Origin of the sequence: Vagococcus elongatus, assembly GCF_003987645.1 — a bacterium.
GTDB lineage: Bacteria > Bacillota > Bacilli > Lactobacillales > Vagococcaceae > Vagococcus_A > Vagococcus_A elongatus.
This window is the reverse complement of record NZ_NGKA01000014.1, coordinates 14,543-26,947: the sequence shown is the minus strand read 5'-3', so window position 1 is coordinate 26,947 and position 12,405 is coordinate 14,543. Positions and strand designations below refer to the sequence as shown.

9 protein-coding genes are annotated in these 12,405 nt (G+C 32.2%); all 9 read left to right on the top strand.

The genetic code is table 11. The annotated features are described in order from the left end of the window. Position 1 precedes the first annotated feature (1 nt). The 9 genes from CBF29_RS09460 to CBF29_RS09420 all read left to right on the top strand — a co-directional run bounded on the left by CBF29_RS09460 (position 2) and on the right by CBF29_RS09420 (position 12,383). Positions 2 to 913, top strand: coding sequence for a conjugal transfer protein (locus tag CBF29_RS09460; RefSeq protein ID WP_126809489.1), 912 nt, complete (start codon positions 2 to 4; stop codon positions 911 to 913). A 1,111-nt stretch (positions 914 to 2,024) separates the two neighbouring features. After that, on the top strand, positions 2,025 to 4,412 hold the full coding sequence (locus CBF29_RS09455) for a GH39 family glycosyl hydrolase (protein ID WP_126809488.1): 2,388 nt from the start codon (positions 2,025 to 2,027) through the stop codon (positions 4,410 to 4,412). Positions 4,413 to 5,382: 970 nt separating this feature from the next. After that, positions 5,383 to 5,835, top strand: a complete 453-nt coding sequence (locus CBF29_RS09450) for a C-glycoside deglycosidase beta subunit domain-containing protein (RefSeq protein WP_126809487.1) — start codon at positions 5,383 to 5,385, stop codon at positions 5,833 to 5,835. Positions 5,836 to 5,838: 3 nt separating this feature from the next. After that, positions 5,839 to 6,816, top strand: coding sequence for a sugar phosphate isomerase/epimerase family protein (locus CBF29_RS09445; RefSeq protein WP_126809486.1), 978 nt, complete (start codon positions 5,839 to 5,841; stop codon positions 6,814 to 6,816). A gap of 160 nt (positions 6,817 to 6,976) precedes the next feature. Continuing rightward, positions 6,977 to 8,077, top strand: a complete 1,101-nt coding sequence (locus CBF29_RS09440; RefSeq protein WP_126809485.1) for a Gfo/Idh/MocA family protein — start codon at positions 6,977 to 6,979, stop codon at positions 8,075 to 8,077. Positions 8,078 to 8,161: 84 nt separating this feature from the next. After that, positions 8,162 to 8,824 carry a histidine phosphatase family protein gene (locus CBF29_RS09435; RefSeq protein WP_126809484.1) on the top strand — a complete coding sequence of 221 codons (663 nt, stop codon included), beginning with the start codon at positions 8,162 to 8,164 and terminating at the stop codon, positions 8,822 to 8,824. Next, positions 8,814 to 9,884 carry a Gfo/Idh/MocA family protein gene (locus CBF29_RS09430; RefSeq protein ID WP_126809483.1) on the top strand — a complete coding sequence of 357 codons (1,071 nt, stop codon included), beginning with the start codon at positions 8,814 to 8,816 and terminating at the stop codon, positions 9,882 to 9,884. The genes CBF29_RS09435 and CBF29_RS09430 overlap by 11 nt, the downstream gene beginning before the upstream one ends. Before the next feature lie 87 nt (positions 9,885 to 9,971). Beyond that, the gene (locus tag CBF29_RS09425; protein ID WP_170170039.1) at positions 9,972 to 10,466 is read left to right on the top strand and encodes a PTS sugar transporter subunit IIA; all 495 of its coding nucleotides are present in this window, start codon (positions 9,972 to 9,974) and stop codon (positions 10,464 to 10,466) included. 504 nt (positions 10,467 to 10,970) lie between these two features. Next, on the top strand, positions 10,971 to 12,383 hold the full coding sequence (locus CBF29_RS09420) for a PTS transporter subunit EIIC (protein WP_126809481.1): 1,413 nt from the start codon (positions 10,971 to 10,973) through the stop codon (positions 12,381 to 12,383). Positions 12,384 to 12,405: the final 22 nt, after the last annotated feature.

The window sequence follows — 12,405 nt, the reverse complement described above, 5'->3', positions numbered from 1 at the left end:
AATGAAATTAAGAAAAAATCAGAATAAAGAAAAGCAACTTCCAAAAGAGAAAAAGCAAAAAATTTATAAGGTAAATCCTCGTAAGAAGATTGTGATTGGTTTATGGGTACTTTTAGCCCTTAGCTTTAGTTTTGCCCTATACAAAAACTTTACAGCCATTGATACCCATACCGTTCATGAAACCAAAATCATAGAGAAAGAATATGTCGATACGCACAAGGTAGAAAACTTCGTGGAGAACTTTGCGAAGATCTACTACACTTGGGAGTTAGACGATAAATCTATTGATAACCGCATGGAAAAGCTCAAAGGTTATCTGACAGAGGAGCTTTTAGCTCTTAATGCTGGTACGGTTCGTAAGGATATTCCTGTTTCTTCTTCTATGAGAGCTATTCAGATATGGACGGTTGAGCCTACAAGTGATAATATCTTTGATGTGACCTATAGTATAGACCAGCTCATTACAGAGGGCGAAAACAAGAAGACCGTTCAATCTGCTTATGAAGTAACGGTCTATGTAGATGAATTTGGAAACATGGTGCTAATTAAAAATCCGACCATAACTAGCATTCCATCAAAATCAGATTACAAACCAAAATCTATGGAAAGTGACGGAACGGTTGATTCCGTTATGACCAATGAAATCAATGAGTTTCTAACGACATTCTTCAAACTCTATCCCTCTTCAACCATGAGTGAGCTTTCCTACTATGTGAATGAGAGTGTCTTAAAATCAATCGGCAAAGACTATATTTTTCAAGAACTCGTCAATCCGATTTACAATCGCAAGGACAATCAAGTCACGGTATCACTGGCAGTAAAATACCTCGACCAACAGACCAAAGCAACACAGGTGTCTCAATTCAATTTAACACTTGAAAAGAGTGGGAGTAACTGGAAAATTGTAGAATGATTTGAGAGTTCTGTTTAGAACAGTATTTTCTATAGTTAACAAAATTAATTGTAGTGTTATAGAATAATTTGCGATGTCCAATTTCTTGTGCGGTAAGTGATTATAATGTAATCACAAAGTTATCGGAAGATATAATCCCATCAATTTAAATTTCTATCTTCCGATTTCTATTTTTTACTATATAGAAAAAATAAAAAATAACACAAAAATCCATAAAAAAAGCTGATAAACCGACGGATTTATCCTATAATAGTAATAGGGACAAAACTAATACTCGGCTGTGCACAATATAAAGGCTATCATAAAACATCTGATACGCTTCGGTATGAAACTTAACCTGGGTAAGCACAGAATTCATATTAATCGTGAAGAAAATCCTTGAGACTTTAATATTGTTGGCCTTGATTCAAAAAAATTCAGCACTACTGTAATTAACGGACAGCAGTAAACGAGGCAGCGGTTAAATTAATCGAAACTACCTTGCTCCCTAGATCCTAGATTGAAAAAGCTGAAATACTTCCTACAAAAGAGATGCATAGTCCTAACAAAAAAAGATAAGAAAAACAACGATTTCATGTGCTTTAATAAATTATTGAAATAATATAACTGAAGAAAAATTAAACTGCAATCTAATCGAACAGATTTGACATGAAATTAGAAAAGAGGCTTTGTAAATCAGCTTTGCGAGACTATTATGAGCTTGACAACTGACGAAATACCATTCATCATACATAGAAGATAGATATTAGATTAAATTTAGAGTTCTTTCAGTATAAGCGTAGTTAATAGGTAAAGTTAATAGGTAACTCAAAAAGTTCTATGAAAACTTCTGTAAAAATGACCAGGGCACTTGACAACGAGCCTCCATCGTTGAGCATTCTGACGTTAAAAAGCGCACTAAGAAAGCGCGTCAGAACAGGCTATTATAGCTCAACAATGCTCATTGTCAAGTATACGCTACGTCACTTCAGATAATAAAATTTTTCTAACAAAATTTTTATTTGATTGAGGGGGGAGCGCTTGTTTTAGCTAAAACCTTTTTGTAGCAACGTTTACAGTGAATTTTGATAAAAACTTTTTGAATTACCAGTTAATAGGAGGAGGTTAATGTATGAATTCTATTTTTCATGATTATAATTCAGAAGTGGAGGTTAGAATATATTTTAATCACTCAGTAGGCACTCATTGTCATTCAGAAATTGAATTTATTTATGTTTTAGAAGGTGAACTAAATGTTGTTGTAGAAAAGCATGATTATATATTAAAAAGTCATGACTATTTGATTATCAATTCAAATGAGTCTCATCAATATGAATCTGTTTCTTATGAAACTTTAATTACTGAAGTTCATATTTCTTATCAGTTATTGAAGAGCATTATTAAGAATAAAGATATAATCTTCACAAATGATTCAAATATGCTTGATTTGAGAAGAGAAAATATCGGGAAAATAGTCAAAACGCTTGTCAATCAGATAGCTATCATGGAAAAGGGAAAAAATTTTAAACATTTTTCCCTAGTATATGAACTTATTGATGAATTATGTAAAGGCTATTTGGTTTCAACAAATCAAAATGAAAGATTTAAAAGTAATTATGATGAAAGAATTTCTTTGATTATTGACTACATTAATAGAAACTTTTCTAGCGATATTTCTTTAACAGAAATTTCTGAATATTTTTCTATGTCACCTTCCTATTTTTCACGTTTTTTTAAACGAAATTTCTCAGTTAATTTTTCGGTCTATCTAGTGAATCAAAAACTTGATAAGGCATATGAACTTATTCGTGATACTGATGCATCCATTACTCAAATTGCATTAGAATGTGGATTTCCAAACATAAATTCCTTTACAAAGGCGTTCAAATCAAGATTTGACTCCTTGCCAAGTGAATATCGAAGAAAGTTAGGGATTCAGAAAAATGAAACTCTAATGGATAGGCAAGAATCTACAAAGCAAACTTTAGAAAAACTACAGAAATTTATGATTAGTAATAAAAGTGATTTTATTCAAGAAGAGACTGAACTAATTGATATTTCGAAAAAAAATCATAAGCGACATAAAATCAACAAAAAATTTAATGACGTCATTACCATGGGTTCTGCTAAAGATTTGCTTAACTCACAAATAAAATCTCATATATTATTTTTGAAAAAAGAATTGAAGATTAAGTATGTCAGATTCTCGGACATCTTCTCACAAGAAATGGGTATAGATATAACTTCGCATAGTGAAATTAATTTTGAACGAATATACGAAATACTGGACTTTCTAACAGAGAATGGTTTGAAAATATGGCTTGATCTTTCTGTAAAAAATTATAACCACCGAAAAGATTTTTTTATTTTAAAACCGATTGGTGACTCTGATAATGTAGAGATGGCAACTTCATGGAAATCTCTAATTACGATGTTTATTGTTAACGCTATACACCGGTATGGCATTGATGAAGTAGAAACTTGGATGTTTGAAATTTGTCCAGATAAAACATTACAACTAGATGATGATAAAAAGATATTCCGTTTCTGTATAGAAATATATAAAATATTCAAAGATTACTCGCAAAAAATAATTGTCGGTATCTCAGGTTTTGACGATAACCAGCTAAAAAAAACTTATGAATTCATTTTGAAGGCAAAAAGTAAAGGAATTGAATTTGATTTTATTTCTTTGAAATTGTTTCCATATCAATATGATAAAAATCAGAATGAAATTCGTTCAAAAGACGAAAATTTTGTTTTGAAACAAGTCAAAAAATATATAGACATTTTTAATTTTTTTACAAAACCCATCTATATATCAGAATGGAATATTACAAAATCAAACAAAAGTATCATCAATGATAGCTGTTATAAAGGTGCTTATATAGTTAAAAATTTGATTGATATCATTGATTTGGATTTTAAATCGATTGTCTATTGTGCAGGTTCGGATGCTTCTGGTCAGTACTTTGATACCAATAATATTTTAAATGGTATCTCGGGTCTTGTCACCAAAAGTGGAATTCCGAAACCATCTTTTTTTGCTTTTGATTTTGCAAATAGGCTGGATGAAACAATGATCTCAAAAGGTAAAAACTATCTGCTAACGGAACGCGATGATAATCATTACACTTTGCTTTGTCATAACTATAAGCATTTGAATTATTTGTACTATTTCAAAGATGAAGAAGAAATATCTCTGAACAACTATGATACAATATTTGAAAATAATACCGATAAATCGATAAAAATTAAGCTTACTGGAATATCCAATGGTATTTATCAGATAGAAAAGTATTCTGTATCAGAAGAAAAAGGTAGTATCATGAATGAGTGGAAGAAGTTCGGATATTTGGATAAAATGAACAAAGAACAAGTTGATTATCTTTATAGAAATATTTTACCTGATTTAACAATTGAGACACTCAAAGTTAGTAATAATGAAATCAAATTTACAATTGATCTTTCAGCAAACGAAATATGTTTAATGAAAATAACCAAAAATTTCTGGACCTGATCAAATTAAGGAAATATCGTTATAAAATTATAATAGCAAAAGAAGCAAGTCATCAAAAAGTAGACTTGCTTTTTTTTACGTGTGTCAGCCATGATATTTATCAGGCTGTTGAAAATCCAGTCACGGTTAGTTACCGCTGAGTGTAGCGAACCAAAAAGCAAAAATCAGTGATGTTGGGTGAAGGGAGTAGTTTAGCAAATCTCTTGAGCCTATGAACTGAAATCTGATGAGGATAAATGGTAGACAAGATTGCGGTATAAACCGAAATCAAAAGATTTACCTTGAGGAGGCGGTCGAATCGAAGACATAATAGTGAAAGTAAACATGAAAGACTGAACAATTTATCGTGTTTCTACGATTTGAATTACACGAAAGATATTTTTCAAAATTTGCTAATAAGGAAAATATGAGAGTAAATTGATGAGAATGATCTCTCAGATGATTAAAAATGGAGATGTCATATTTTCTTGCAAGAAAATATGTTGTTAACAGTATTATTGTCAATACTAAATATGAAGATACACCACTCGGAAATCCTTAAAGAATTTTGGAATCCCAATTCTAGCAAACTTATTCATACATACACCTATGATAAATGGAAAGATAGACACTAATTTTTCGAATGTTCTCTTTGAATGATACGTTCACTATGCCTTTAATCAGCGTAAATCAAAAAGAATCCCAAATAATTCTGAAATAACTGAAACACGATTAAAAAAGTAATGTGAAATTGAATTACACCCCGATAAAACAAAGATAGAAAATGATAGCGAATACAAAATGACAATAATAATTCATCAAATAATGTCATGTGAGTTTTGGACTACAGTAGTAATGGAAATAATAGACGACGATTATTGAAAGAAATCGGGAGAGATAAAATATTTTGAATACTATAATTTGATTGTAGTTGGTGATGCGAAAGCCAATTATTACAGATTCTTTATAAAAAGAGTAAGGAGGAATTGAAATGACTGAAACTAAAAAGTATGCGAAGAAATTGAATGTAATTGACAATGTTATTGTTGCTGACAGCTTGAGAAATCAAGTGATTCATAACAATACGTTAGGGTATGCATTTGAAGTATGCTTGGATTATTATCGTGGTCAATTTTTAACAGTAATTGATGAATTTCAAATTACAATTGATGGAGAGGTTGTCCCAACAGAAACCATTAAGTTCTGTATTAACGGAAAAGAATTCAATCCAATTGAATTTGAACATTGTTATTCAGAATTTTGGCAGGCTATTGAACCAGCAACGATTAATGTATTCAAACCTGGTGGACTCAAAGCTGGAGAACACAATGTGGAATTGCATTTGATTTTTCGTTCACCTTACATGCCAATTGGATCAAATCATGAATATATGGCCATTGATAATTGTGGAAAAAGAACTTTGTCACTAGTTGAGGAGGAATAATATATGACAAAAATTAAAACTGGAGTAATTCTATTTTCATTTGGAACTTTATTCCTTAATAAGAAGCTTGATTTAGAAGGAGTTATTCGAACTGCGGCTGAAATTGGTGCAGAAGGCTATGATATTGTTGCTGCACAGTCAATCCCAACTTATCCATATGTATCAGACGAATTTGTTGAATTTGTTAATGAATGTAAGAGTAAGTATGGCATTGGTCCTATGTGTTATTCGGCACAACTAGATCGAGGAATGCTGAAAGAACGTGATTTAACTGAAGAAGAGGCATTACAGCAAGCAATTACTTCTGTTATTTCTGCAAGCAAACTTGGCTGTACTGTAATGCGTGAACAGTATTTGTTGTCGCCGGCATCACTTGAAAAATTGGCACCTTATGCCGAAGCATACAACGTACGAGTTGGAATTGAAATTCACAATCCCGAAAGTCCAATTACACCAGCAATTTTGGAATATTTGGAAGTTATTGAACGAACAAAAAGTAAATTTATCGGATTTATCCCTGATTTTGGAGCATTTGCGACAGGTCCTAATAAGCCAATTTGGGATAGAGCCTTATCTAAAGGGGCCACAACGGAGCAATTGAAAAGATGTGCTCAATTAAAATATGATGAGGTATCAAAAGAAGATGCACTAAAAATAATGGATTCTGAAATTGAAAAAACCCCTGCCTTGCTTGATGTTATTAATAGTTTCTATGGTTTTGTTCAGTTCAAAAAAGATATTTCAAAGGAGTTGGAAGGATTAAAAAGGATTATGCCGTATGTATTTTCAATGCATGGAAAATTTCATTATGTTGATGAAAATCTTCATGAACCAGCAATTCCTTACGAAGAAATTATTCCAGTTATTGAGGCAAGTGGCTACGATGGTTATATTGTTACAGAGTATGAAGATGAAGGTGGTTATGATGCTATCGAACAATGTCATCGCCATATTGCAATGATCAAAAAGCTTACAAGTTAGTACTAGAGTATTTTTCTGAAAGAATTAAAAATGGTTTGGTCGCCAAAACCCTATTTTGTGCTTTTTACCATTTTAAAAACGCTGATATAAAACCTTTTTAAGATAGTGAAAATGGAACTTTTGAGGTTTTGGTTACCTAACCAAAAATGGAGGGAAAATTTTGAAAAAATTAAAAATTGGTTTTGTCGGATGTGGAGGAATTGCTTTTAGCAAACATTTTCCGGCACTTGCAAAATTGAAAGATAAAGTTGAATTAGTTGCATTTTGTGATTTGATTAAAGATCGTGCAGAAAAAGGAAAAAAGGAATACGGCGATGATGGAGCAAAAGTTTATACCGATTATGTTGAGCTTCTTAAAGATAAAAGTATTGATGTTATTCACGTTCTTACCCCAAACATTTCTCACTCAGAAATAACGGTTGCTGCTTTAGAAGCTGGTAAGCACGTAATGTGTGAAAAACCAATGGCAATCAATTCTGCAGAAGCACAAAGAATGATTGACGCAGCTAAATCTACTGGGAAAAAATTAACAATAGGATATCAGAATCGTTTCCGCTCTGATTCATTAGAAACAAAGGCTGCTTGTGAAAGCAATGAGTTAGGAGAAATTTATTTTTCAAAAGCGCATGCCATTCGTAGAAGAGGGGTTCCCACTTGGGGCGTATTTCCTGATAAAGCAAAACAAGGTGGTGGACCTCTAATTGATATAGGTACCCATGCTCTTGATCTTACACTTTGGTTTATGGATAATTATAGAGTTAAAACAGTTTTTGGTTCAACATATCAAAAATTAAAAGATAAGCCCGAAGGAAACCAATTTGGTCCTTGGAACCCGAAGACATTTGAAACAGAAGATTCAGCATTTGGTTTTATAAAAATGGAGAATGGAGCAACTATTTTTTTAGAAGCAGCCTGGGCCCTTAATATGATTAATCCTAAAGAAGCTCAAGTAACATTGTGTGGAACTGACGGTGGTGCGGAGATGTTTGGAGCGGCTTATGCTGATCAAGGTTATGTTGTATTCAATAACATTAAGCATAACACACAGGTTCAAACACAGCCGTCTCAAGGATCAGGTGTTTTTGGTTTTGAAAACACAACACATCTCGAACAAAGAGATGCAGAAGCAACCCAATGGATTGATGCTATTATCAATGATACAGAACCGCTTGTAAAGCCCGAGCAAGCATTTGTAGTTACTCAAATTCTTGAGGCGATTTATAAATCGGCAGAAACAGGTGAAGTAGTTCATTTAAGTTAGTAAGTGATGAAATCTGCTCCTTCATAATTTGAAAGCATTCTCTTATGAGGGGGTTAGTTACATTAATAGAATGGAGAGTTAAAAGTGCAAATCTATTTGATAAGACACGGGCAGACTTATTTTAATAAATATGGCAAGATGCAAGGATGGTCTGATACGCCTCTAACAATTGAGGGCGAAAAGGCAGCAGAAACTGCTGGAAAACGATTGGCAAATGAGAAATTTGAGCGGGTATTTTCGAGTGATCTAAGAAGAACGGTTGAAACAGCAAAAATTATTTTGAAGTATAGCAAGTATAATGCGAATACTTTGATAGAACCAATGAAAGAATTTAGAGAAACTTTTTTTGGAGAATTTGAGGGTAACTACGACACTGAAGTTTACTCGCGGTTAGCGAAAAAATTGAATATTGCCGAAAATGAACTTTTTGAACGGTTATCTTTTGTAGATATTTCAAATGAACTTCAGAAAATGGAACCGTCAAAAGATATGGAAAGCCATATTGTGTGTGAAAAACGTATATTTGCAGGATTAGATATAGTTACTTCTAAAATCGAGAATCATAATAGTTCAAGGGTGCTTATTGTTACACATGGAAATGTTATTAGAAATATTGTAAATAAAATTACTCCTAATATTAATGTAAAAAAAGAAATCAATAATTCAGGTATCACAATTATTGAATATGCTGAGAAAAAATATAAGTTAACACAATTTAATGATATGGAGGTAAATAATGACAATTAACATAGGTATTATAGGATTTGGATTCATTGGCCATATCCATGAACAGAGTTTAGCCGATAGAAATCAAATGAAAGTCATCGCAATTTGTGATATTGATAGTGAAAAAATGAATGACTCTATCACCAAAAATGTCATTAAAACAACTAGTGTAGATGAACTATTAAAAATCAAAACGATTGACACAGTCATTGTCTCAGTTTTTAACGATGCACATAAAGAAGTGGTGATAAAAGCGGCAATAGCAGGTAAAAATATCATTTGTGAAAAACCAGCAGCTATGAATGTTTCAGAATTTGATGAAATGATGGCGGTTGTAAATGAAAAAAAAGTTAAATTTACTGTGCATCAACAACGTCGACTTGACAACGATTTTAGAACAGCAAAAAAAGTTTATGAAAAAAAAGAACTTGGAAATATTTATACAGTTCAATCAAAACTCTATGGTTTGAATGGAAATATGCATGATTGGCATATTTACAAAAAGCACGGGGGAGGAATGCTTTATGATTGGGGTGTTCATCTAATTGATCAAATGCTTTATATGATTGATAGTAAAATTATTTCAATCTTTGCAGATGTTCGAAATGTTATTAACGAAGAAGTTGACGATTATTTTAAAATATTACTTGAGTTTGAAAATGGAATTATGGGGGAAATTGAACTTGGAACCTATTATCTTACGGATAAACCACATTGGTTTGAGAGACATTGGTTTATTGGGGGAGATAAGGGGAGTATGTATAGTGATGGTTTTATTCCAGAAGGAAAAGTGGTAAAAACATCTCGTTTGCTTGAGAATGTACCAGGGAAAACTGTGATGACCGCATCAGGTCCAACAAGATCATTTGGAACTGTCGCAGATGGAATCTTAATGACCGAAGAGTTACCTGTTACAAATTATAATTATCAGATGTTTTACGATAATTATGTCAATACTCTTCAAGGGACCGATGACTTTCTTGTTAAACAATCGGAAGTACGGCGAGTCTTATCTGTTATGCAAGCAGTTCGTGAATCTGGATTAAAAAAAGAATCGATTAAATTTAAGAATGGCCTTTAAATGAATAAATTGAATTTGACATTTTTATAAATAAGATAACAATCTATCTCAAAGAGATTATCTAAAAAGAAAATGAGGTTAAAAGAAATGTTTGATCTTTTTAAAAAAAGTAAAGTAGCAGTAATTAAGACACCGCTGTATTCTTTAGCAGATGGGGAAGTTATTAGAATAGAACAAGTTAATGATTCAATGTTTTCAGAAAAAATGTTAGGTGATGGATTTTCAGTAAAACCGATTACTAATGATGTATTCTCTCCGGGAACTGGAGTTGTAACAAATATTTTTCCAACGAAGCACGCAATTGGAATTAGGTTAGAAAACAAAATTGAAATTCTAGTTCACATGGGAATTGATACTGTTGAATTGCAAGGAAATCCATATCATATTAATGTTAAGGTTGGGGACAAAGTTACTAAGGATACATTATTAGGAACAATGAACATACAGGAAATTATAGATGCCGGGAAAGAAACAGATTTAATTGTCGTATTTCCTGAACTAAAAGTGGATGATTCATTCACTTTGAATCTTACTGGTAATCAAAAACATGGAACAAAAATTGGAAGTGTCACATTAGTTTAGAAAAAATAGAGACGCTTAAAAAGTTGAGATATTTACTGTTCTTTGATGCTATAAATAATTGGTAACGTTCTCTATCTTTAAATGAATCCGTTCTCGAACTTAGTGAATGCTTGTTTATGTCGATTGTTCTGTATTCTTTTTATTTGCTTTTTGCTGAATTTTTGTAATTCATATAGACATAATTTGAAGTTCTGTCTATCTGTTTAACAAGTAGATAAATGATTTATTTAGCTGTTTAGCTGAAGAACTTTGTTTCATTTGATAATTTCCTTATTAATTATTTTTTGCTATTTGTTAGATTATAAATCTTTTCCAGTATTTTAATAAATGCTAATCATAGAGTAGTAACTTGAATAACAGTTAATTTTTTTAGCTTAGTTCAGAATTTGAAAATTAGTTACATTGCTTTTGGTGATAAAAAGTTTCTGTTTATGATATATCAAAAACTTGAGAGGAGCGTATGATAGAGTAAAACATAATTTACTTCTATCAGACAAATGAATAATGAAAAACAAAAACGACATTCAGGAATCAGTGAATAAAATAATAGAGTTGGCAGGCGGAGAGAATAATATCATTACATTTTCCCATTGCGCAACAAGGCTTAGATTGAAACTGAAGGATGATAACCTCCAGAAAATGGATGAACTAAAAAAAGTACCTGGGGTTATGGGCTTGCTAGAAAGGGGAGGAGAAACACAAATTGTAATTGGAAATGCTGTTCAAAATTATTATTTTGAAATGGAAAAAATACTTAAAGAAAAATCCACAGGATTTGTCGATGAAAATTTAGATGATTTACCAAAGCAAAAACTTAGTGTACTTGATCAAATTACTGGACTCGCTTCAGATCTTTTCATCCCAATTATAGGAACTCTATCAGCATGCGGAACATTAAAGGGAATCATTGCTCTACTAGTAATGATTGATTGGATTTCAACTAGTAGCGGTGCGTACTTGGTTCTTTATTCAATTGCCAACGGAATGTTTTATTTTCTTCCATTTTTCTTAGCTTACACTACTGCAAACCATTTTGGAGGAAAACCAGCAATTGCTTTAGCGATTGCTAGCGCGTTATTGTATCCTGATATTATGACTGCTGCTGAACAAATTACGAAGGGTTCAAGCTATTCTTATTTTGGAATACCTTTAATGCTGATGAATTATTCGTCTACGGTATTACCTATCATTGGTTCGGTTTGGATTGCTTCAGTAATTGAAAAGAAGTTAAGACAGGTTATTCCAGATGTTCTTAAAATGATTTTTGTTCCTTTAATTACTTTATTAGTGACTTTATCTATTGTATTTTTAGCGGTGGGACCTATTTTAACAATTGCAATGAATACAGTTACTTCATTTGTTCAATTTTTATATTCAATAGCGCCATCAATTACTGGTGCAATTTCAGGTGGATTATGGCTTCTATTAGTTTCGGTTGGATTATCAAAAGCCTTCATTCCTTTATTTACTGCTGATTTTGCGACAATGGGATATACTTTATTTGGGCTTGTTGCATTTTTTATTGCTCCAATGGGAATTGGGGGTTCAATGGTTGGAATCGCACTACGGGCCAAAAAGAAAAGTGTAAAATCAATCGCATGGAGCGCTTTTTTTACCGCTGTAATCGCAGGAATCACAGAGCCAGGTTTGTTTGGTTTGGCAATCCCTGCAAAAAAACCTCTCTTAATTGCAAGTGGTTGTAATGTTATCGGTTCAATGCTTGTATTATTATTTGGAGGTAAGTTATATACCTTATCATCTGCTGTATTGGGAATTCCAGCTTTGATTTCACCATCAAAAGGGATAGATTTGTCATTTTGGGCAGTCATTATATGTTGTATTATAACGCTTGTTCTTTCGGCAACACTAACCTATTTTTTTGGTTGGTCACAAGAAAATGAAGATAGTTTTGAGTAAAAATTGTTTCAAAAGAATAGAA